The 21891-nt window shown below is 51.8% G+C and carries 20 protein-coding genes; 16 read left to right on the top strand and 4 right to left on the bottom strand.

Annotation, left to right across the window (positions count from 1 at the left end):
- The first annotated feature begins 2 nt into the window (after positions 1-2).
- From ubiG to tyrP, 5 genes are all read left to right on the top strand, one after another.
- Positions 3-728 carry a bifunctional 2-polyprenyl-6-hydroxyphenol methylase/3-demethylubiquinol 3-O-methyltransferase UbiG gene (ubiG, locus tag ACF8OF_RS11960; RefSeq protein WP_025152238.1) on the top strand — a complete coding sequence of 242 codons (726 nt, stop codon included), beginning with the start codon at positions 3-5 and terminating at the stop codon, positions 726-728.
- Positions 729-1104: 376 nt separating this feature from the next.
- Positions 1105-3399 (top strand): class 1a ribonucleoside-diphosphate reductase subunit alpha, encoded by a 2295-nt coding sequence (nrdA, locus tag ACF8OF_RS11955; RefSeq protein WP_262861868.1) that lies wholly within the window; start codon positions 1105-1107, stop codon positions 3397-3399.
- A 12-nt stretch (positions 3400-3411) separates the two neighbouring features.
- Entirely contained in the window at positions 3412-4542 is a 1131-nt protein-coding gene (gene nrdB, locus ACF8OF_RS11950; protein WP_004236768.1) for a class Ia ribonucleoside-diphosphate reductase subunit beta, read from the top strand.
- Complete coding sequence (gene yfaE / locus ACF8OF_RS11945; protein ID WP_276582981.1) at positions 4542-4808, top strand: class I ribonucleotide reductase maintenance protein YfaE; 267 nt, start codon at positions 4542-4544, stop codon at positions 4806-4808. Before nrdB ends, yfaE begins: the two co-directional genes overlap by 1 nt.
- 209 nt (positions 4809-5017) lie before the next feature.
- Complete coding sequence (gene tyrP, locus ACF8OF_RS11940) at positions 5018-6163, top strand: tyrosine transporter TyrP (protein ID WP_239558866.1); 1146 nt, start codon at positions 5018-5020, stop codon at positions 6161-6163.
- Between the two features lie 47 nt (positions 6164-6210).
- On the opposite strand, the gene metC is transcribed toward tyrP, so the two are convergent.
- Positions 6211-7392, bottom strand: a complete 1182-nt coding sequence (metC, locus tag ACF8OF_RS11935; protein WP_392496751.1) for a cystathionine beta-lyase — start codon at positions 7390-7392, stop codon at positions 6211-6213.
- 207 nt (positions 7393-7599) lie between these two features.
- On the opposite strand from metC, the gene ACF8OF_RS11930 reads away from it, so the two are divergent.
- The 7 genes from ACF8OF_RS11930 (at position 7600) to ACF8OF_RS11900 (ending at position 12960) form a co-directional block, all read left to right on the top strand.
- A complete protein-coding gene (locus tag ACF8OF_RS11930; protein ID WP_392496750.1) occupies positions 7600-8271 on the top strand; it encodes a CDP-alcohol phosphatidyltransferase family protein in 672 nt (223 codons plus the stop codon).
- Positions 8268-8945, top strand: a complete 678-nt coding sequence (locus tag ACF8OF_RS11925) for a lysophospholipid acyltransferase family protein (RefSeq protein WP_392496749.1) — start codon at positions 8268-8270, stop codon at positions 8943-8945. The genes ACF8OF_RS11930 and ACF8OF_RS11925 overlap by 4 nt, the downstream gene beginning before the upstream one ends.
- Positions 8935-9861 carry a phosphatidate cytidylyltransferase gene (locus ACF8OF_RS11920; RefSeq protein WP_392496747.1) on the top strand — a complete coding sequence of 309 codons (927 nt, stop codon included), beginning with the start codon at positions 8935-8937 and terminating at the stop codon, positions 9859-9861. The genes ACF8OF_RS11925 and ACF8OF_RS11920 overlap by 11 nt, the downstream gene beginning before the upstream one ends.
- A complete protein-coding gene (locus ACF8OF_RS11915; RefSeq protein WP_392496746.1) occupies positions 9861-10445 on the top strand; it encodes a hypothetical protein in 585 nt (194 codons plus the stop codon). Before ACF8OF_RS11920 ends, ACF8OF_RS11915 begins: the two co-directional genes overlap by 1 nt.
- A gap of 206 nt (positions 10446-10651) precedes the next feature.
- Positions 10652-11419, top strand: coding sequence for a basic amino acid ABC transporter substrate-binding protein (locus ACF8OF_RS11910; protein WP_262858714.1), 768 nt, complete (start codon positions 10652-10654; stop codon positions 11417-11419).
- 67 nt (positions 11420-11486) lie between these two features.
- Complete coding sequence (locus ACF8OF_RS11905; RefSeq protein ID WP_392496745.1) at positions 11487-12251, top strand: amino acid ABC transporter permease; 765 nt, start codon at positions 11487-11489, stop codon at positions 12249-12251.
- Positions 12238-12960 carry an amino acid ABC transporter ATP-binding protein gene (locus tag ACF8OF_RS11900; RefSeq protein WP_004240079.1) on the top strand — a complete coding sequence of 241 codons (723 nt, stop codon included), beginning with the start codon at positions 12238-12240 and terminating at the stop codon, positions 12958-12960. Before ACF8OF_RS11905 ends, ACF8OF_RS11900 begins: the two co-directional genes overlap by 14 nt.
- A 58-nt stretch (positions 12961-13018) precedes the next feature.
- Here ACF8OF_RS11900 and adeD read toward each other — a convergent pair whose 3' ends face one another.
- Entirely contained in the window at positions 13019-14785 is a 1767-nt protein-coding gene (gene adeD, locus ACF8OF_RS11895) for an adenine deaminase (protein WP_392496744.1), read from the bottom strand.
- 221 nt (positions 14786-15006) lie between these two features.
- Here adeD and ACF8OF_RS11890 point away from each other — a divergent pair, with 221 nt between their 5' ends.
- On the top strand, positions 15007-16341 hold the full coding sequence (locus ACF8OF_RS11890; protein WP_262867740.1) for an NCS2 family permease: 1335 nt from the start codon (positions 15007-15009) through the stop codon (positions 16339-16341).
- Between the two features lie 40 nt (positions 16342-16381).
- Here the strand turns inward: ACF8OF_RS11890 and ACF8OF_RS11885 are convergent, their stop codons facing one another.
- Positions 16382-16795, bottom strand: a complete 414-nt coding sequence (locus ACF8OF_RS11885; protein WP_354621520.1) for a putative signal transducing protein — start codon at positions 16793-16795, stop codon at positions 16382-16384.
- Between the two features lie 339 nt (positions 16796-17134).
- On the opposite strand from ACF8OF_RS11885, the gene ACF8OF_RS11880 reads away from it, so the two are divergent.
- The 3 genes from ACF8OF_RS11880 (at position 17135) to cycA (ending at position 19844) form a co-directional block, all read left to right on the top strand.
- On the top strand, positions 17135-17683 hold the full coding sequence (locus ACF8OF_RS11880; protein ID WP_279800458.1) for a hypothetical protein: 549 nt from the start codon (positions 17135-17137) through the stop codon (positions 17681-17683).
- A gap of 86 nt (positions 17684-17769) precedes the next feature.
- Positions 17770-18063, top strand: coding sequence for a DUF1883 domain-containing protein (locus tag ACF8OF_RS11875; RefSeq protein ID WP_025152223.1), 294 nt, complete (start codon positions 17770-17772; stop codon positions 18061-18063).
- A gap of 383 nt (positions 18064-18446) precedes the next feature.
- Positions 18447-19844, top strand: a complete 1398-nt coding sequence (gene cycA / locus ACF8OF_RS11870) for a D-serine/D-alanine/glycine transporter (RefSeq protein ID WP_262858721.1) — start codon at positions 18447-18449, stop codon at positions 19842-19844.
- Between the two features lie 48 nt (positions 19845-19892).
- On the opposite strand, the gene putP is transcribed toward cycA, so the two are convergent.
- Positions 19893-21380: a sodium/proline symporter PutP gene (putP, locus tag ACF8OF_RS11865; protein WP_392496920.1), complete on the bottom strand. Its 1488-nt coding sequence runs from the start codon at positions 21378-21380 to the stop codon at positions 19893-19895.
- Positions 21381-21891 lie beyond the last annotated feature (511 nt).

Genomic DNA, 21891 nt, shown 5'->3' with positions numbered 1-21891 from the left:
CCATGAATGACACAGCTTCCCCGCTGACAGCCAACGTCGATCCTGCGGAAATTAAAAAATTTGAGGATGTTGCCTCACGCTGGTGGGATTTGGAGGGTGAATTTAAACCGCTGCACCGGATCAATCCGCTGCGTCTGGCCTATATTCAGCAGCGGGTTAACGGTGTGTTCGGGAAGAAAGTGCTGGATGTCGGCTGCGGCGGCGGAATTCTGGCAGAAAGTATGGCGCGGGAAGGTGCGGACGTCACCGGACTGGACATGGGCGCGGAGCCGCTTCAGGTTGCGCGTCTGCATGCGCTGGAAAGCGGCACCGATATCACCTATGTGCAGGAAACGGTGGAACAGCACGCAGAAAAGCATGCTCAGCAGTATGATGTGGTGACCTGCATGGAAATGCTTGAGCACGTGCCGGACCCGGCCTCTGTGGTGCGTTCCTGTGCCCGTCTGGTCAAACCGGGAGGGGATGTGGTGTTCTCCACCATTAACCGCAACAAAAAAGCCTGGTTTATGGCGGTTATCGCAGCAGAATATATTCTGAAGATGGTGCCGCCCGGTACACACGATGCGAAAAAATTTATCCGTCCGGCAGAGCTGATCGACTGGCTGAATAACACCGGCCTGCGTGAGCAGCATATGATCGGTTTACATTACAATCCGTTAAGCGATAAATTCTGGCTGGCATCCAATGTGGATGTAAATTATATGTTGCATACCCGCTTTATTTTATAGTGTCAAGTTAATTACTCTGCCGATTAATAAAACGCCAAACAAATCGCATTTTTCTAAAATTATCGCTTCGCGTAATCAGGTAAGCACTGTTTCATTTTATCAGCGATCTCAGTGCTTACCACTCCGTCCATGGGTAACTATCCTCAAGTTATCCACAAAAGATCCTGATTTTATACACTTGATCCTGAGCGCATTTATCATTATCTTGTTACCCATCTTTTACAGACACACTACATCTTGTGTTTAAATCGCTCATCACCCGCTATTGACTTTCCCGGAACAATTGTTTCAGGGATCGTTTTTTATCGGGCTGATATACATTATCAGCGCGTTAATCACAGTAAGGTGTCCTTTTCAAAACAGGGTATATCAACTGATGAACCAGAATCTGCTTGTTACCAAACGAGATGGTCACAAAGAACGTATCGATTTAGACAAAATCCACCGCGTCATTACCTGGGCCGCCGAAGGCCTGAATAATGTCTCTGTCTCCCAGGTCGAGTTACGTTCCCAGATTCAGTTCTATGACGGGATCCGTACCGCAGATATTCATGAAACCATGATTAAGGCCGCCGCCGACCTGATTTCCGCTGAAACCCCGGATTATCAGTATCTGGCTGCCCGCCTGGCCATTTTTAACCTGCGCAAAAAAGCCTACGGCCAGTTTGAGCCGCCGGCGTTATATGCCCATGTGCAGAAAATGGTGGCTGCCGGTAAATATGACGAAAATCTGTTAACCGATTACACCGAAGCTGAATTTGACCAGATGAATGAATTCATCGATCACTGGCGTGATATGAATTTCTCCTACGCCGCCGTCAAACAGCTGGAAGGGAAATATCTGGTTCAGAACCGGGTTACCGGCGAAGTGTATGAAAGCGCACAGTTCCTGTATATCCTGGTTGCGGCCTGTCTGTTCTCGCATTACCCGAAAGAGACCCGCCTGGATTATATCCGCCGGTTCTATGACGCCACGTCAACCTTTAAGATTTCCCTGCCGACGCCGATCATGGCCGGTGTCCGCACCCCGACCCGCCAGTTCAGCTCCTGTGTGCTGATCGAGTGCGGCGACAGCCTGGATTCCATCAACGCGACCTCCGGTGCGATTGTCAAATACGTGTCCCAGCGTGCCGGTATCGGTATCAACGCAGGCCGTATCCGCGCACTCGGCAGCCCGATCCGCGGCGGTGAGGCATTCCATACCGGCTGTATCCCGTTCTACAAACATTTCCAGACCGCGGTGAAATCCTGCTCTCAGGGCGGTGTGCGCGGTGGTGCGGCAACACTGTTCTACCCTATCTGGCATCTGGAAGTGGAAAGCCTGCTGGTGCTGAAAAACAACCGGGGTGTTGAGGGCAACCGTGTCCGCCACCTCGATTATGGCGTCCAGATCAACAAACTGATGTATGAGCGCCTGATCAAAGGCCAGGATATCACCCTGTTCAGCCCGTCCGATGTACCGGGGTTATATGACGCGTTCTTCGCCGATCAGGATGCGTTCGAACGTCTTTATGCGCAGTACGAGAAAGATCCGTCTATCCGCAAACAGACGCTGAAAGCCGTGGAACTGTTCTCCCTGATGATGCAGGAACGTGCCTCTACCGGCCGTATCTATATTCAGAACGTGGATCACTGTAACACCCACAGCCCGTTTGATCCGTTTATCGCGCCGGTGCGCCAGTCCAACCTGTGTCTGGAAATCGCCCTGCCGACCAAACCGCTCAACGACATGAATGACCCGAACGGGGAAATCGCGCTGTGTACGCTGTCCGCGTTTAACCTGGGTGCCATTGAGAACCTCGATGAGCTGGAAGAGCTGGCTATTCTTGCGGTACGTGCCCTGGATGCCCTGCTCGATTACCAGGATTATCCGATTGAAGCGGCACGCAAAGGCTCAATGGGCCGCCGTACCCTGGGTATCGGGGTGATTAACTTCGCTTACTACCTAGCGAAACACGGCGTGCGCTATTCCGACGGCAGCGCCAATAACCTGACTCACCGCACCTTTGAAGCTATTCAGTATTACCTGCTGAAAGCCTCCAATGAGCTGGCAAAAGAGTACGGTGCATGCCCGTGGTTTAACGAAACCACCTATTCACAGGGCATTCTGCCGATCGACACGTACAAGAAAACGCTGGATCAGCTGACCAACGAGCCGCTGCATTATGACTGGGAAGGCCTGCGCGAAGAGATCAAAAAACACGGTCTGCGCAACTCCACCCTGTCTGCCCTGATGCCGTCAGAGACATCCTCGCAGATCTCCAATGCCACCAACGGCATTGAGCCGCCGCGCGGCTATATCAGCGTAAAAGCGTCGAAAGACGGCATTCTGCGCCAGGTCGTGCCGGAGTATGAGCGGCTGAAATCCGCCTATGAACTGTTATGGCAGATGCCGGGCAACGAAGGGTATCTCCAGCTGGTGGGGATTATGCAGAAGTTTGTCGATCAGGCGATTTCGTCCAACACCAACTATGACCCGACCCGGTTCCCGAGCGGCAAAGTGCCGATGAACCAGTTACTGAAGGATTTGCTGCTGGCCTATAAATACGGCGTGAAAACACTGTATTACCACAATACCCGCGATGGTGCGGAAGATACCCAGGAAGATCTGCCTGAGGAAGTGGTTATCGCCGACGATGATGGTTGTGAAGGCGGCGCGTGTAAAATTTAAGGTGAATAAATAATGTCTTATACAACATTTTCGCAGGTACATAATGATCAGCTGAAAGAACCGATGTTCTTCGGGCAGCCGGTAAACGTTGCCCGTTATGATCAGCAGAAGTACCCGATTTTTGAATCACTGATTGAAAAACAGCTCTCCTTCTTCTGGCGTCCGGAAGAAGTGGACGTATCCCGCGACCGCATTGACTACAATGCCCTGCCGGATCACGAAAAGCACATTTTCATCAGTAACCTGAAATACCAGACCCTGCTGGATTCCATCCAGGGCCGCAGCCCGAACGTGGCGCTGCTGCCGCTGATCTCCATTCCGGAGCTGGAAACCTGGGTCGAAACCTGGTCTTTCTCGGAAACCATTCACTCCCGCTCTTACACGCATATTATCCGTAATATCGTGAATGATCCGTCGGTGGTGTTCGATGATATCGTGGCAAACGAAGAGATCATCAAACGCGCGGAAGATATTTCCGGCTATTATGATGACCTGATCCGGATGACCAATGAATATCATATGTTTGGTGAAGGGACGCATACCGCAAACGGTAAAACCTTTACTGTTACCCTGCGCGCCCTGAAACGCCAGCTGTATCTGTGCCTGATGAGCGTCAACGCACTGGAAGCGATCCGTTTCTATGTCAGTTTCGCCTGCTCTTTCGCTTTTGCCGAGCGCGAACTGATGGAGGGTAATGCGAAAATCATCAAACTGATCGCCCGTGATGAAGCACTGCACCTGACCGGCACCCAGCATATGCTCAACCTGCTGCGCAGCGGCCAGGATGATCCGGAAATGGCGGAAATCGCCAAAGAGTGCGAACAGGATTGCTACGACCTGTTTGTCCGTGCGGCGGAGCAGGAAAAAGAGTGGGCAGATTACCTGTTCTGCAACGGCTCTATGATCGGTCTGAACAAAGATATCCTGTGTCAGTATGTGGAATATATCACCAATATCCGCATGCAGGCGGTGGGTCTGCCGCTGCCGTTCAAAGTCCGCTCGAACCCGATTCCGTGGATCAACGCCTGGCTGGTATCGGATAACGTCCAGGTGGCACCACAGGAAGTGGAAGTCAGCTCCTATCTGGTCGGTCAGATTGACTCTGAAGTCAACACTGACGAACTGAGTAACTTCGAACTCTGATGCCCCGCTATAAAATCACCCTGCATGGCAACATGCAGGGTATTCAGCTGCATTATGTCAGCGAAGAACACAACAACCTGCTCAATACACTCGAACAATCCGTCCCGGTGGAATACCAGTGCCGTGAAGGTTACTGCGGTGCCTGCCGTGTCCGCCTGAAACGCGGCAAAGTCGGTTACCGGCAGCGACCGATGGCGTTTATTAATGACGGTGAAATTCTTCCCTGCAGTTGCTACCCGCTGAGTGACATCGACATCGAGTTGTAAGCCGTTTTGTGACCGGATATGCAATCCGGTTTTTTTATATCAGAGGTGTAACGATATATTTACGATATACGTAATTTAAATTTGACACCCTTCCTGTTTTTCATTACGCTTTGCCCACATATTATTGATTGAAATATCATGAGGTTTTGGTGAAAAATCGTACACTCGGCAGTGTTCTGATTGTTGCGGGAACAACGATCGGTGCCGGTATGTTGGCAATGCCCCTGGCGGCTGCGGGGATCGGTTTTCCGGTCATTGCGGTTATTCTGATCGGCCTGTGGGCTATCATGAGCTACACCGCCTTACTGATGGTTGAAGTGTATCAGTACAGTTCACCGGACACCGGTTTAGGCAGTGTTGCCCGTCAATACCTCGGATTACCGGGTCAGCTCCTGACCGGCTTCAGCATGTTATTGCTGATGTATGCCCTGACCACTGCCTATATCGGCGGTGCGGGAGAAATGATCTCTGCCAGCCTGCAAAACTGGTGGCAAATATCTGTTACACCGGGCACCGCGACCATTATCTTCACCCTCGTCGGCGGCCTCGTGGTGTGTGTCGGAACGCACTCGGTTGATTTTATCAACCGCATTCTGTTCACCGGCAAAATTATCTTCCTGATCATCATGCTCGCCGTCATGATGCCGCATGTGAATATGACCAACCTTGTCAGCATGCCGATTCAGAACGGACTGGTGCTTTCCGCTATCCCGCTGGTGTTTACCTCTTTTGGTTTCCACGGCAGTGTGCCGAGCCTGGTGAATTACATGAACGGCGACAGCAAAAAGCTGCGCTTTATTTTCCTTACCGGCAGTGCCATTCCGCTGGTGGCGTATCTGCTGTGGCAGGTTGCCACTCTCGGCGCGATCCCGTCCGATACCTTCTTTGGTATTCTGGCGCAGAAATCCGGCCTTGACGGCTTACTGACCGCACTCAGTGAAACCGTTGCCAATAAATATGTGGATATCGCGGTCAGCCTGTTTATGGATCTGGCACTGGCTACCTCGTTCCTGGGGGTGGCACTGGGATTATTTGATTATCTGGCCGACCTGTTCAGACGCAAAAACTCCGCATTCGGCCGAACACAAACCGGGATTCTGACCTTTGCCCTGCCGCTGATTTGCGCGCTGTACTACAAAAGCTTTACCGGCGCGCTGGCATATGCCGCAATGGCGCTCTCTTTCCTGGCGCTGATCCTGCCGTCATTATTAGCATGGAAAGTACGGCAGAACCCGAAAGCCGGCGCTTACCGTGTTGCCGGCGGAAACGGTGTACTGATCTTTATCTTCCTGTTCGGCCTGCTGGTGATCTCCATCGAATTCATCAAAAGCGCCGGTTATCTGCCGAACATTTAACACCCTTGTTCTGAAAGCAAGCCCGGATTTCCGGGCTTATTTTTTTGTCAGTGCGCCGCATTCAGCCGTTCAAATCCGGCGGTTAAATCCGCAATCAAATCCTCTGTGTCTTCCAGTCCGATTTGCAGACGCAGTGTCAGTCCGCCCGGCTGCCAGTCAGTGACCGTCCGGTAACGGCTGCAGTCAAACGGCACTATCAGGCTCTCAAACCCGCCCCAGGAATAACCCATTGCGAAAATATCCAGCCCGTCGAGCATCGCCGAGAGATCGTCTGTGGTGTATTTCGCATTCAGAACCACCGAGAACAGGCCGGAAGAACCGGTGAAATCCCGCTTCCAGATCGCATGCCCCGGGCATTCCGGAAATGCCGGATGCAGCACTTTACTGACTTCCGGACGGGATTGTAACCACTCCGCGACTTTCAGTGCCCGGTGCTGTGCTTCTTTCAGGCGGATATGCAGCGTGCGCAGCCCGCGCAGCACAAGGAAACAGTCCTCAGCCCCGGGCAGCATCGCCATCTGGTCATAAGTGCTGCGCAGTGCCGGCCACCACTGTGCATTGGCCGAAATCAGTCCCATCAGCACATCCGAATGACCACCGGGGTATTTGGTACCGGCTTCCAGGGAGATATCACAACCGTGCTCATGCGCGCGGAAAAAGAGCGGGGTCGCCCAGGTATTATCGATAATGGTTGTCACATGATGACGTTTCGCCACGGCGGTAATTGCCGGAACATCCTGCACCTCAAATGTCTGGGAGCCGGGGGATTCAAGGAAAATCACGGTTGTTTCCGGGCGGATAAGCGATTCAATCCCCGCGCCGATCAGCGGATCATAATAGGTGGTGGTAATACCCATCTTTGCCAGCAGGCCGCCGCATAACTGCCGGGTCGGGTGATAAACGGAATCTGTCATCAGCAGATGATCGCCGCTTTTCAGGGTGGTCAGCAGCGCCAGTGTCACCGCGCCCAGCCCTGACGGGGATAATACCGTACCCGCCGCGCCGGTCAGCTCACTCCAGGCATTTTCCAGTGCCGCAATCGTCGGTGTACCGTCCGTGCCGTAATGGAATTCCGCCCGGCGGTTGATCAGTGCATCATACGACGGAAACACAACCGTGGAGCCGCGGTATACAGGGGTATTCACAAATCCGTGCTGCGCTGCCGGGTTACGGCCGCTTTGCGTCAGCCGGGTTTCTGTCCGCAAAGAACGGCGGGATTGTTCTGACATAGTCACCTCAATAATAGTCTGCCTGGTTATCCTGCTATCCTGCCATAAGGGCGGCGGCTTTCCTTAGTCGCTTTTCAGCTAAGATATACCGTTATTCTCTTCGTCGTGTTGTAAAGAAATATCTGGCAATTTTGCTGCATCACTATTATTAATACGTTACGAAACCTTATATTATCAACAGATTAATTTTCACATGACGGAAAGGATATGGAATCAGAAGAAATCAGGGACCGGCGTCCGATCAAAGCCCGGCAGACCCGCTGGGCGACCTCTGCCGCCCGCCTGCTGCAACGGCGCGGTGCAACCCCCAACGGGATCTCTGTCGCCAGTTCAGTCTGTGCATTATTTGCCGCTGCCGCCTTTTACGGTGCCCTGAACTGTGAAATAACGGCTCTGCGTATCATCCTGTTTTTGCTGGCTGCACTGATGATACAGGGACGGCTTATCTGTAATCTGCTCGATGGTATGGTGGCGGTCGAAGGCGGCCTGCGCAGCCCTGCCGGGGCCGTATTTAATGATTTGCCGGACCGCGTTTCGGACAGCCTGATCTTCATCGGTGCCGGTTACGGGCTGGCCGGTTTTACCGCTTATGCCCCGCAGCTCGGCTGGGCCGCTGCGCTGATGGCAGTAATGACCGCCTATGTCCGGGTACTCGGCGGCAGTTGTGATCAGCCGCAGAAATTTGCCGGTCCGATGGCCAAACAGCACCGGATGGCGCTGCTGACCGCCGGTGCCGTTGCCGCCTGTTTTCTCCCGCTGTATCAGGCTCAGTGGCTGTTTCTTATCATACTGTGGGTGATTACCCTCGGCGCACTCTGGACCACCGTGCGCCGTACCCGCATACTGATGGCTGATTTACGTAAGGAACATAAAGGATGACCCGTAAAACGTTTTCGCCGGATCAAAAAATTGTCTCGGCGCTGCTGGTGTCGGTATGCCGGTTTCTGACCGGGATCCGCGCAAAGCAGAACGCCCCGCTGCCGGAAGGTAAGCCCTGTATTTATTATGCCAACCACTCCAGCCACCTTGACGGGCTGGTGATCTGGTCCTGCCTGAACAACACGGCACGCAAACATGTTCATCCGGTCGCAGCGCTGGATTACTGGGATAAAACCCGGTTCCGCCGCTATATTGCCAAACGCATCTTCGGTGCCGTGCTGATTGCACGCGGTAAAAAAATCGAACCGGCAACGGAGGTTGAACAGCAGGAAACCACCCCGGCGGAGAATCCGCTGGATGTGATGCAGAATGTCCTCAATACCGGGGATTCCCTGATTTTGTTCCCGGAAGGCACGCGCGGCGACGGTGAAAAAATTCAGGATTTCAAAGCCGGGCTCTGGCATTTATCACGCAATAATCTGGATGCCGTACTGGTACCGGTTTACCTGGAAAACCTCAACCGTGTACTGCCGAAAGGCTCGCGGCTGGTTGTGCCGATTATCTGCACCGCCACATTCGGCGCCCCGGTTGAACCGGCCGGAGAAGAAGAGAGCAAAGCGGACTTTTTAGTACGGACCCGCCTGGCGTTAGAGGCAATACATCATGAAAGATAATGAATTATTCTGGATCTTCAGCGGGCTGTTCGGGTTCCTGGCAGTGGCAACGGTTATCGGCCTGATCCTGAAACAGATTAAAGGAAACACCCCGGTTATCAGTAACCTGAATGCCCGTATCCGCGCCTGGTGGCTGATGTGTATTATCGCCGCTGTCGCTATCAGCATCGGGCCCATCGGCTCTGTGGTGCTGTTTGCCTTTATGTCCCTGCTGGCACTGCGTGAACTTATCACCCTGACGCCGACACACCGCGCCGACCACGGTGCTCTGTTCTGGTGTTTCTTTATCATCCTGCCGGTGCAGTACGTTCTGGTCGGTGTTCAGTGGTATAACCTGCTGGCGGTCTTTATCCCCGTCTATGCGTTCCTGTTTATCCCGACCCACATGGTGCTCTCCGGTGATACCCGCCACTTCCTGGAGCGCATGGCAAAAATCCAGTGGAGTGTGATGATTGCAGTTTACTGCCTCAGTTACGCCCCTGCACTGCTGGTACTGCCGATCCCGGGTTTCACCGATAACATCAACCTGCTGCTGTTTCTGATGATCGTGGTTCAGATTTCTGACGTACTGCAATATGTGTTCGGCAAACTGTTCGGCAAACACCCGATTGTACCGAAACTGAGCCCGAACAAAACCGTCGAAGGCTTTATCGGCGGGATCCTCAGCGCCAGTTGTGTCGGGATGGCGCTGTGGTGGGCCACACCATTCAGCCCGTGGGCGGCATTCCTGCTCTCAGTGATGATTTGTCTGGCCGGTTTCGCGGGCGGATTGTGCATGTCCGCTATCAAGCGGGACAGCGGGATCAAAGATTTCGGTGCCATGATTGAGGGGCACGGCGGCATGATGGACAGACTCGACTCCCTCTGCTTCGCCGCCCCGGTCTTCTTCCATGTGCTGAAATATTTTTATACCTGATGACTCAGGAAATTCTGCTGATCCGCCACGGTGAACCGGTGCCGGATAAAAAAACACCGCTGACGCTGCGCGACCTCCACGCCTGGCTGGCGGAATATGATGCGGGCGGGATTATCCCGCCTGCAGCGCCGCCGTTACCGCTGTCAGCAGACGCATTGTCCCGTTATTTCCCGGTAGCCAGTCCGCTGTTCCGTACCACGGCATCCCTGGATGTTCTCGGGATCACCCCCTGCGCCATTGTTGACGAACTGCATGAAGCGGTACTTCCGCTGTTCTCACCTGCACTGCTGATGCCGGTAAAACTGCCGCCGATGTGGTGGGTGACGGCATTCCGCCTGTTGTGGCTGGCGGGTGGCGGAAAATCTGTTCCCTCTGTGGCACAGGTACGCGGGCGGGCACAATGCGCCGCGAAAATCCTGGCCGGCTATGCACAGGAGCACGGTGCCGTACTGGTCATGGCACACCGGATTATCAATCACGCCCTGCGCCCTGCACTGGAACAAACCGGCTGGCAGATGACGGAAAAAACACATAACAGCTACTGGGGAATGATGCGGTTTACCCGCACCGCACCACACCGGTAATACCTGCCGGTGTATTCTGAACCGCATTCCTCCGCATGTTCCGCCATATCCGCTCTGTTTTGCTCACTTTCCCGTATAAGACGCTGCCTGCTTTGTTCCGCAGGCTGATCATCTGCTGCTGCTTTGCTTATTTTTAAATAGTTATTGCCATTAAATGAATATTTATGTATTTTTAATTGAAAATCACGCATAAAAATGAGGTTGTCATGTTTAAGAAATTAGTCTTTGCAGGCTGTTTATCATTATTAGCATTCACCGGGGTAAGTCAGGCCAAAGAAACCTATGTGGTCGGTGCGGGCGGCACCTATCGTCCGTTTGAATTTGAAAACAGTGAGAAACAACTCGAAGGATTTGATATCGATATTATCAACGCGGTTGCTGCCGCCGAAGATTTTGACGTCAAATTAATCAATACGCCGTGGGAAGGTATTTTCGCCACACTGTCCGCCGGGGATCGCGATATTTTAATTTCCGGTATTACCATCACCGATAAACGCAAACAGATGGTGGATTTCTCCGCTCCGTATTTCCCGGCAGAACAAGCGATTGTGGTGAATGAAAATTCACCGATCAGCGCATTATCTGAACTCAGCAAATATAATGTCGGCGTGGTGAACTCCAGCACTGGGGATATTGTGGTCTCTGATGTGCTCGGCAAAACCAGCACCGCCATCAAACGCTTTGATAATACTCCGCTGCTGTTACAGGAATTATATGAAGATGGCGTGGATGCGGCGGTCGGTGATGTCGGTGTGGTGAAGTTTTATATTAAAACCCATCCGGATAAGAAATTTAAACTGATTTACGACAATCATTTTGAAAAACAGTATTTCGGCATTGCGGTCGCCAAAGGTAATACGGAATTACAGGAAAAAATTAACCGTGGTCTGGCAAAAATTATTGCCGACGGTACTTACGCCAAAATCTATCAGAAATGGTTCGATAACGACGTACCTGCCCTGCCCGCACAGTAATTCATTATTTGTCTGATTATAAACCCGCCCTGCGGCGGGTTTGATCTGTTTTTTCAGGATGGATGTTATGTCAGCTTTCCGCTGGGAAATTATAGAAGAATACGCCCCGTTATTTATGGACGGGGCGCTGATGACAATCAAATGCACCATTATCTGCGTCATCTCAGGGACCCTCTGGGGACTGACACTCGGCCTCGGCCGGACAGCCCGTGCCGAACGCGGCCCGGCAAAATGGCTGCTGCTGTTCTTTGTGCAGTATCCGGTACGGTTTTATGTCAGTGCATTCCGTGGCACACCGCTGTTTGTGCAGATCATGGTGGTTCACTTCGCACTGGTGCCGCTGTTTATCAATCCGCGTGACGGCCTGATGGTCACCAGCGGTATTATCAGCTCCGACACCGCCAGAATGCTGCGATCTGAGTACGGTGCATTTCTCTCCTGTATTGTTGCTATCACACTCAATGCCGGGGCGTATGTTTCCGAGATTTTCCGGGCCGGGATACAGTCCGTCGATCGCGGTCAGACAGAAGCCTCCCGCGCACTGGGCATGAGTTGGGGAAAAACCATGCGCAAGGTGATCCTGCCGCAGGCTTTCCGCCGTATTCTGCCGCCGCTGGGTAACAATGCGATCGCTATTGTCAAAGATTCCTCCCTGGCTTCCGCTATCGGCCTTGCCGACCTTGCCTATGCTGCACGGACAGTATCCGGCGCATATGCGACTTACTGGGAGCCGTACCTGGTCATCTCCGTTATTTACTGGATGCTGACATTCCTGCTGGCGCAGCTGGTTCAATACACCGAAAGAAGGTTGAGCAGAAGTGATTCACGTTAATAATTTACAGAAAAAATTCGGCAATACCCATGTACTGCGCGGCATCAGCTGTGATATCCGTCCGCAGGAGGTTGTCTGTGTGATAGGGCCGTCCGGCTCCGGAAAAAGCACCTTTCTGCGCTGCCTGAATGCCCTGGAACGCCCGGATTCCGGTGAGATTGTGGTAAACGGCACCGATGTGTGTGATCCGAAAACAGATCTGAACAAAATGCGCGAACATACCGGTATGGTATTCCAGCGCTTCAATCTGTTTCCTCATATGACGGTGCTGGATAACATTACAATGGCGCCGCTGATGGTGTCCGGACTGAAAAAAGCCGATGCCCTGCTTAAAGCGGAGCGGTTGCTGGAAAAGGTCGGTCTGCCGGACAAAATTGATGCCTGGCCGGAGAGTTTGTCCGGCGGTCAGCAGCAGCGCGTCGCTATTGCCCGTGCCCTGGCGATGGATCCGACGGTGCTGCTGTTCGATGAACCGACTTCTGCGCTTGACCCGGAGCTGGTCGGTGAAGTGCTCAATGTGATGAAAGCCCTTGCCCATGAGGGCATGACAATGGTGATTGTGACCCATGAGATGAACTTTGCCCGCGAAGTGGCAGACCGCGTCTTTTTTATCGACCAGGGGATCATTCAGGAATCCGGCACACCGGAGCAGATTTTTAATCACCCGCAGAACCCGCGTACCGCCGCGTTTCTCAGCCGCGTGCTGTAATTGTTGCCGCAGTGAAAGTCAGTAAGGACAGAGACAAAACGTCTCTGTCCTTGTCTGTTTATGCGGTTAACTCACTGTGTGTAAAAACAAATTTGTTCACATCATATAACCCGAGGCTGGTGAGTTTCAGTGTCGGGATCACCGGCAGTGACAGGAATGCCATCTGAATAAACGGCTCATTCAGCATCACCCCGCAGTCGCGGCAGGCCGCTTTCAATGATTCAATTTCAGCGGCGATTTCCTCTGCTGTTTTATCACTCATCAGCCCGGCAATCGGCAGTGCGGCATGGCTCAGCACCCGCCCGTCCGCCACCACACACATCCCGCCGCCCCCGGCAATCAGCTGATTTACCGCCAGCGCCATATCCATCGGATCAATACCAGCGACAACAATGTTATGGCTGTCGTGGCTGACTGTTGAGGCCAGAGCCCCGCGCGTCAGACCGAAATTGTGCAGCAATGCCGTTGCCGGTGGTGTCTGACGACCATAGCGTTCAATCACCGCAAGCGAGCAGATATTATCGCAGTCATAGCGGCGACCGTCCCAGCTGACCCGCTGTTCACCGGTGATCAGCTCATTCGGAATGACACTGATGGCGCGGTACTCACGCCCCGGTTCCGGCACAAAGGCCAGAGATTGCGCTGTCACTGCCTGACGCCGCACGGTATTCTGCACCGGCGGACGTGATGCGGCCTGTTTAGCTTCCCGTTCACGCAACAACGCCGTTTTATCCACCCAGCGCCCGCCGCACATCACCGCCTGAATATCGACAGCTTTTTCATCCCGCAGCAGAACCAGATCCGCCTGTTTACCCGGTGCCACCAACCCGAGGTTTTTCAGCCCGTAATGCCGCGCGGCAGACCAGCTGGCAACACGGTAAGCAATATGCACCGGAATCTGATGCTGATTGATCAGACGATACACCAGCGCATTCATATGGCCCTCGTGAATGATTTCCCACGGATTGCGGTCATCGGTGCATAACAGACACTGCGGGCTGCTCATCGCCGTGATAAGCGGAGCCAGCGCATCCAGATTCCGTGCCGCCGACCCTTCGCGGATCATCAGTGCCATTCCCAGCGCCAGTTTTTCCAGCCCTTCCTCATAACGGTGCGATTCGTGACAGTTTTCAATCCCCCCGGCAATATAGCCGTTGAGGTCTTTCCCGGTGACCATCGGACAGTGACCATCCAGTGTCATACCGCGGAATGCATCCAGTTTATCCAGCGTTTCCGCCTCACCGGCAATCACTGCCGGGAAATTCATCATCTCCGCCAGCCCCGGCACATGCGGATGATCCTTGTATTTCAGCATCTCTGCCAGCGGGAAATCCGCGCCGTTCACATCACTGCCCGGTAGTGCAGGTACACAGGAACTCACCTGAACAAACTGGTTCTGCTGTGCCTGTTCCGCGCAGCGCAGAAACCATTCAATCCCCTCTTCTCCCATGACGTTCACGATTTCATGGGGGTCACACACGATGGTCGTGACCCCCAGCGGCAGTGTGGCACTCTCAAAGGTGACCGGCGTCATCATGCTGGATTCAATATGCAGGTGTGCGTCAATAAACCCGGGGACAACCACTGCATTTTTACCGTCAATGACCTGATGCGCTGGCGCATCCTTATATACCGCACCGACACCGGCAATGGCATTTCCGCTTATTACTACAGGGCCCGGAAATTCCCCGCCGTTAATCAGATCCAGGATCCGGACATTATCAATACGATAATCCGCCGGTGCCTCACTGCGGGCCACGGCGAGGAGTGTTGTCATTTCTTCACGGCTGCGCGTGCAGGTGTGCTTATTTTTCTCACTGTTCATCACTGTCCCCTGTTTTTCTCTCACATTGATAATGTGAATTCGCGGTGTTCTCTCTGTCCTGTGAGGTGTACCGGAATAAAGGTGATCCCCGCCGCAATGGTTACAAATTATTGCGACACAACCGGGTGATTACGGTTTCTCACGGGATGTCGTCACGATGCTGGCATTGATTATGCATTTATCAGACCAGTTATCTTTTCCCCGGGAGACAGGAGCATAAAATGGATAGTCAAACACCGGAAACCATCCGGGAAACAGGTGTACTGGGACGTTTATTCCGTTTACAGGCACACGGTACCACGGCACGAACCGAAGTTATCGCCGGTATAACCACCTTTCTTACCATGGTGTATATCATTTTTGTTAACCCGCAAATCCTCGGCGCGGCCGGGATGGATACACAAGCTGTCTTCGTCACCACCTGTCTGATCGCGGCGTTCGGCTGTATTCTGATGGGTTGTCTGGCAAATCTGCCGGTTGCACTGGCACCGGCGATGGGGCTGAACGCCTTTTTTGCTTTCGGTGTAGTTTCCGCCATGGGGTACTCCTGGCAAACCGGAATGGGGGCTATCTTCTGGGGTGCACTCGGCATGCTGCTGCTGACGGTTTTCCGCATCCGTTACTGGATGATAGCCAATATCCCGCTGAGTCTGCGCGTGGGGATCACCAGTGGCATCGGGCTGTTTATCGCTATGATGGGGCTGAAAAATATCGGTCTGGTTGTGGCGAACCCGGCCACGCTGGTCTCCATGGGGGATCTGACCTCCCACTCCGTCTGGCTCGGCGCACTCGGCTTTTTTATTATCACTATTTTGGCATCACGCCGTATTCACGCAGCGGTGCTGATCTCTATCGTAGTCACCACCCTGATTGGCTGGCTGCTGGGGGATGTCACCTACAACGGTATTTTCTCCCTGCCGCCGGATGTCACCAGTGTGCTGGGCAAAGTGGATGTAGCCGGGGCCTTTAATATCGGGCTGTCAGGGATTATCTTCTCATTTATGCTGGTTAACCTGTTTGACTCATCCGGTACTCTTATCGGGGTAACCGATAAAGCCGGACTGGCAGATAAAGACGGTAAATTCCCGAATATGCAGAAAGCGTTGTATGTGGACAGTGTCAGTTCGGTGATCGGCGGGTTTATCGGCACATCGTCGGTCACCGCGTATATTGAAAGTACCTCAGGGGTTTCTGTCGGCGGCCGGACAGGACTGACTGCCGTGGTGGTCGGGCTGCTGTTCCTGCTGGTGATTTTTCTCTCCCCGCTGGCCGGGATGGTACCTGCCTATGCGGTCGCCGGTGCGCTGATTTATGTCGGGGTGCTGATGACATCCAGCCTGGCACGGGTAAACTGGGATGATCTGACAGATGCGGTTCCCGCCTTTATCACCGCGATTATGATGCCGTTCAGTTTCTCCATCACGGACGGTATTGCACTTGGTTTTATCTCTTACTGTGTGATGAAACTGGGTACCGGGCGTCTGAAAGAACTGAATCCGTGTGTGATTCTTGTTGCCCTATTGTTTGTGCTGAAGTTTGTGTTTGTCGATCACTGATGTTTCTGCCGGATGGCGGATATTCCCCCTCATCCGGCATTTACTTTGTTTTCTTTTTCAGGTGATGGTGCAGCGCCTTAAACGGAATTGCCAGGCCGAGCGTCAGGAAAATAAGAAATACAAACCCTATATTGACATAATCTTCTTTGCTGTTTTCCGCTGCCGGTTCCGGACCTGCCTCAACCGGTTCCCCGTCCTCGTCAATCCCGAAATCACCATGATGATAATCCGCCAGAACCTCCTGCGCTCTGGTTAACTCGTCCTGATTAACCAACAGCTTCACGCCGCCGACAGCCTGTGCATACATCTGGTTATTCCAGACAATATTTTCATCCAGCAGCATCACCTCAATCCCTTCGGATTCCAGCAATCCGGCTTCAATCCGGGCATCCAGCGGCGACAAATACTGAGCCACTAATGCATAGCGGCTGCGTGTCGGGTGTATATTCCACATAATGCCTCCTTCAGTGGTTGTCCTGACTGAATAACCGGATTATAACAGCGTGCCGTTTAATCGTTGGTTAATATTATCACTGACGTTATATTTTTATCATAGTCTGATGCAGTCATAATATTAATCAGAAATAATCACATGTGCTTTATGGGATTATTCCGTAAATGACACTCATCCGTGAAAACTTATTTTCCTCACTGTCTGACCGGCGAAACCATTGTATTTTTGTTTAACCGTACCGGCTGATACTACACCTGCTTTTCGTAAACATCCTAAATTATCACTATGACTCTTGTGTTACAGTCACCACACGGTAAATACACAGGGAACCGTATTGCCATGAAGAATTGGATATTTTTAGCCTGGATGCTGGTTTTTTCGTTTACATCCTATGCGTATACAAATGCAGAACGTGCCCCGAAAGATCAGGCCATGTCGTATGTGATTAAATACTCCGGCAGCAAAACGGATGAAGGCAAGGAGAAAGCGCTGGATCAGTTTGGTACTCTGATCAGCCAGTACCCTGATGATATTGCACTGCGCGAGCTCTACAGTGATTTACTGATTGCGGATAACCGTTATGAAAAAGCGATCACACAACTGAAAATCGTTTATCAGAATACCGGGGTTCCGTCACTGAAACTGATGGAGTGCATGTTAACCGAACGCATTAAATTACCGCATAATATGTGTTACCGGGATGTCATTTCTGTATTTGAGCAGAGCAATGTCCGGGATTTTAATTATCTCCTGGCGCTGTATCTGGGTGAATCCCCTGATTTTGAGAAATACAAAGCCCGCTGGCTGGAAACACACACATTATCGGAAGAACAGAAAAAGTTAATCGCATTACAGCCGCGCATGCTGGTCAGTACCTATTATCCTTAACAGGAGCCGGTGCAGGTTATATCCGCGTAATAATACGTAACCGATGGCGGACATTCTGCCCGGGAAATAAAAACAGGAGTGTTATCATGCCGTTTTTACATAAAAGAATGCACCTGACAGCCGGTGATACGGTAGTGGTGGATTGTGGTCGTTCGTGCAATGTTTTAATGATGACCAAAATGAATTTTAATCAGTACCGCAAAGGAATGCCGTTCCGGACACATGGCGGCAGTGGTTTCTTCCATGAACTTCCGGCCAGAATGGTGGTGCCTTTCGATGCAGACTGGAATATTACGCTGGATATTGAGGAAGGGGCACTGACGGTTGAGCATTCCATTACCGTCGAGCCGCGCGCTGACAAAGCCATTGCAAAAAAATAACCTGCCGGTACCGGAATAATACCTGTCCGGGTCATTCCCCGCAGATAATATATACTGCGGGGATCGTTTTATATCCCTGTAATCAGCCGCCATTCCCCAAAATATACTATTCTGACCCATTACCGCCGGTTTGGGTTTTCTTATTAATGTTACTGCAAAAAATGCCCTTTTCTGCTGTTTCATAAACCCGCGTGATATTATTTTCACCCACAATAAAACTAATGCGAAACAATAGTACACAGGCTATATGACACACCAACCCCATGAATTTAACGGAAAATTTATCGTTACTCATTCTGAGAAATGTGTCACACTATTCGCTTACAGCACCATTTTTGAATGAATAAAAATAATGGTTATTTTTTAGCTTAACGGATTTGTTTATGGACGAAAAAACGCCTGCCACGCCGCCGCGCGGCGAACTCAAACGCAGTTTAACCAACCGGCATATTCAGCTGATTTCCATCAGCGGGGCAATCGGCACCGGGTTATTTATGGGATCCGGTAAAACAATTTCGCTGGCAGGCCCTTCGGTATTATTTGTCTATATGATCATCGGGTTTGTCTTATTCTTTGTCATGCGGGCAATGGGCGAGATCCTGCTGTCAAACCTGAATTATAAATCGTTCAGTGATTTTGCCGGTGACCTGATTGGCCCGTGGGCCGGTTTTTTTGTCGGCTGGACGTACTGGTTTTGCTGGGTCATTACCGGTATTGCCGATGTGGTGGCGATTACCGGCTATATCATGCACTGGGCACCGGATTTTCCGCGCTGGGTCAGTTCGCTGCTCTGTATTCTGCTGTTACTGTCCCTGAACCTGGCGACAGTGAAATTATTCGGTGAGATGGAATTTTGGTTTTCCATGATAAAAATTGTCGCGATTGTCGCGCTGATTATCATCGGCGGTATTCTTATCGGCACACATTTTGTTTCACCGGAAGGGCATGAGGCGGCATTATCCAATATCTGGTCTGACGGCGGTATGTTCCCGAAAGGGATAATCGGGTTCTTTGCCGGGTTCCAGATAGCCATTTTTGCCTTTGTCGGTATCGAACTGGTCGGTACTGCCGCAGCAGAAACCCGTGATCCGGTAAAATCCCTGCCGCGTGCCATTAATGCCATTCCGTTCCGGATTATTGCGTTTTATGTGCTGGCGCTGATTATTATTATGTCCGTCACACCGTGGCGCTCCATTCCGGCGGATAAAAGCCCGTTCGTGGAACTGTTTATTATGATCGGGGTGCCGGCAGCAGCCAGCCTGGTCAACTTTGTGGTGCTGACAGCCGCAGCGTCCTCCGCAAACAGCGGCGTGTTTTCCACCAGCCGGATGCTGTTCGGGTTAGCCAAACAAGGCAGCGCACCAAAACAATTCTGCCGTCTGTCAAAACAGGCAGTACCGGCCACCGGGCTGATTTTCACCTGCATTTGTTTGTCTGTCGGGGTGATTCTGCTCTATTTTATTCCTGATGTGATGCATGTGTTTACCCTGGTAACAACAGTATCCGCTATCCTGTTTATGTTTATCTGGAGCATGATCCTGTACAGCTACATTATGTTCCGCCGCCGCCGTCCGCAACTGCATGCCGCATCGGTCTATAAAGTGCCTTTCGGCAGCTGGATCCCGTGGGTGTGCCTGTCCTTTTTTGCCTTTGTGATTGTGCTGCTGACACTGGAAGCCGATACCCGCCAGGCACTGATTGCCACACCGTTGTGGTTTATCCTGCTGGCAGTCGGTTACCGGAATGTCAGAAAGCGCCGCCTTACACAGGCACAACAATAACGGACAAAAAAATCCCGGCGTTGCCGGGATTTTTGTTTTTATACCCGGTTACTCAGCCCGTCCGAGGTAACGGTCTTCCGCCTCAGCGAAACGCCCCTGAACGGATTTGTCCGGCTCACGGCCTGCCAGGCTGACCACCACGATCGCAATACCGGCCAGAATAAAGCCCGGAATAATTTCATATAAATTAAACCACTTATATTCTATCCAGATAAGAACCGTCACCGCACCGGTAAACATCCCGGCCAGCGCACCATTACGGGTCATCCGCTTCCAGATAACAGAGAACAGGATAACCGGTCCGAATGCTGCGCCGAACCCGGCCCATGCGTTACTGACCAGCCCCAGCACTTTGTTATTTTTGTCCATTGCGATATAGATAGCAATCGCCGCAATCACCAGCACCATAATACGCCCGACCAGCACCATCTCTTTCTGTGAGGCATTCTTACGGAAAAACGGCTTGTAGATATCTTCCGTCAGGGCACTGGCACTGACCAGCAACTGACAGCTCAGGGTACTCATAACCGCCGCCAGGATGGCTGAGAGCAGAATACCGGCAATCCACGGATTGAATAAGATGGATGTCAGGCTCATGAAAATCCGCTCGCGGTTCTCCGTCACCGCCCCCGCCAGTTCCGGGTTCTGCTGGAAGAAGGCAATACCGAAGAAACCAACACAAATGGTGCCTGCCAGGCAGAGGATCATCCAGGTCATACTGATACGGCGCGCACTGCGGATAGTGTGATGAGAATCCGCCGCCATAAAACGTGCCAGGATATGCGGCTGCCCGAAATAGCCCAGCCCCCAGCCCAGCAGAGAGATAATAGCGACAATATCCAGCCCGCGGAACATATCCACATACGCCGGGCTTTTTGCTTCGATAATCGCCAGTGCGGTATCAAACCCGCCGACAGACACAATCACCATAACCGGTGTCAGGATCAACGCGAAAATCATCAGTGTCGCCTGTACGGTATCTGTCCAGCTGACCGCGAGGAATCCGCCAAGGAAGGTATAAGCGATAGTTGCCCCTGCCCCGAGCCACATGGCTTTTTCATAACTGATACCGAAGGTGCTTTCAAACAGCAGGCCACCGGCCACGATGCCGGAAGCACAGTAAATGGTGAAGAAAATCAGGATCACGGCGGCCGAGACAATCCGCAGGATACGGCTTTTATCCTCAAAACGCTGCGTGAAATAATCCGGCAGGGTCAGTGCATTGTTGACTTCCGTCTGAAGGCGCAGGCGACCGGCAACAATCCGCCAGTTAAGCCAGGCACCGATACACAGACCGATGGCAATCCAGGATTCGGAAATACCGGAGAAGAAAACCACACCCGGTAATCCCATCAGCAACCAGCCGCTCATGTCAGATGCACCGGCAGATAATGCCGTCACAAAACTGCCCATCCGGCGGCCGCCGAGAATATAGTCGTCAAAGTTATTGGTGGAGCGGTAAGCCATATAGCCGATGAACAGCATCCCGACGATATAGACAATAAATGTCACAATCAGCGGTGTGGTCAGCGTCATTGTCATAATTAAGTTCCTGTACTGAATTTATAGTCCGTCACATACCAGCATTGCGTGTACCAATCGCTGTACAGGATGTGCGTCACAGCAGTATCACTGTGTTGTACACCGCCTCAGCCATCCCCGGGCTGCACAGACAATGCCCCGTCAATTATCGTTATGTGTTACATATGTCATGAGTTGTGTTCAGCCCGATAGTAACGACAACAACAATAAAACAACAATTAATTAACGACACTAAAATAAAAATTTGTGATTTTTATCACGGGATATGTCATCAGAAAGTGATGCAGTTAATCATCTGACTTACTTATTATACGCCTTAAAATTAATAATATACTATTGTTATATAATGATTTTATTTTAATCCACACCGATTACTTCTTAATCATTTTAACCATTCAACATAAAACAGCGACATTATTCACACTTTATACATCTTGTTAATTAACAATGTTGCACAAAGTTGCAACCTCATAGATATTAATGTGCAACGCATGACCTGTAGCCG

It is taken from the genome of Morganella sp. TYF_1 (assembly GCF_043105645.1).
In the GTDB taxonomy this organism is placed as follows: domain Bacteria; phylum Pseudomonadota; class Gammaproteobacteria; order Enterobacterales; family Enterobacteriaceae; genus Morganella; species Morganella morganii_B.
This window is presented reverse-complemented; position numbering and strand designations above follow the sequence as displayed.

Bases quoted from the DNA above. Each gene is read 5' to 3' on its own strand.
- ubiG (WP_025152238.1), top strand. From the start codon at position 3: ATGAATGACACAGCTTCCCCGCTGACAGCCAACGTCGATCCTGCGGAA.
- nrdA (WP_262861868.1), top strand. From the start codon at position 1,105: ATGAACCAGAATCTGCTTGTTACCAAACGAGATGGTCACAAAGAACGT.
- nrdB (WP_004236768.1), top strand. From the start codon at position 3,412: ATGTCTTATACAACATTTTCGCAGGTACATAATGATCAGCTGAAAGAA.
- yfaE (WP_276582981.1), top strand. From the start codon at position 4,542: ATGCCCCGCTATAAAATCACCCTGCATGGCAACATGCAGGGTATTCAG.
- tyrP (WP_239558866.1), top strand. From the start codon at position 5,018: ATGTTGGCAATGCCCCTGGCGGCTGCGGGGATCGGTTTTCCGGTCATT.
- metC (WP_392496751.1), bottom strand. From the start codon at position 7,392: ATGTCAGAACAATCCCGCCGTTCTTTGCGGACAGAAACCCGGCTGACG.
- ACF8OF_RS11930 (WP_392496750.1), top strand. From the start codon at position 7,600: ATGGAATCAGAAGAAATCAGGGACCGGCGTCCGATCAAAGCCCGGCAG.
- ACF8OF_RS11925 (WP_392496749.1), top strand. From the start codon at position 8,268: ATGACCCGTAAAACGTTTTCGCCGGATCAAAAAATTGTCTCGGCGCTG.
- ACF8OF_RS11920 (WP_392496747.1), top strand. From the start codon at position 8,935: ATGAAAGATAATGAATTATTCTGGATCTTCAGCGGGCTGTTCGGGTTC.
- ACF8OF_RS11915 (WP_392496746.1), top strand. From the start codon at position 9,861: ATGACTCAGGAAATTCTGCTGATCCGCCACGGTGAACCGGTGCCGGAT.
- ACF8OF_RS11910 (WP_262858714.1), top strand. From the start codon at position 10,652: ATGTTTAAGAAATTAGTCTTTGCAGGCTGTTTATCATTATTAGCATTC.
- ACF8OF_RS11905 (WP_392496745.1), top strand. From the start codon at position 11,487: ATGTCAGCTTTCCGCTGGGAAATTATAGAAGAATACGCCCCGTTATTT.
- adeD (WP_392496744.1), bottom strand. From the start codon at position 14,785: ATGAACAGTGAGAAAAATAAGCACACCTGCACGCGCAGCCGTGAAGAA.
- ACF8OF_RS11890 (WP_262867740.1), top strand. From the start codon at position 15,007: ATGGATAGTCAAACACCGGAAACCATCCGGGAAACAGGTGTACTGGGA.
- ACF8OF_RS11885 (WP_354621520.1), bottom strand. From the start codon at position 16,795: ATGTGGAATATACACCCGACACGCAGCCGCTATGCATTAGTGGCTCAG.
- ACF8OF_RS11880 (WP_279800458.1), top strand. From the start codon at position 17,135: ATGAAGAATTGGATATTTTTAGCCTGGATGCTGGTTTTTTCGTTTACA.
- ACF8OF_RS11875 (WP_025152223.1), top strand. From the start codon at position 17,770: ATGCCGTTTTTACATAAAAGAATGCACCTGACAGCCGGTGATACGGTA.
- cycA (WP_262858721.1), top strand. From the start codon at position 18,447: ATGGACGAAAAAACGCCTGCCACGCCGCCGCGCGGCGAACTCAAACGC.
- putP (WP_392496920.1), bottom strand. From the start codon at position 21,380: ATGACGCTGACCACACCGCTGATTGTGACATTTATTGTCTATATCGTC.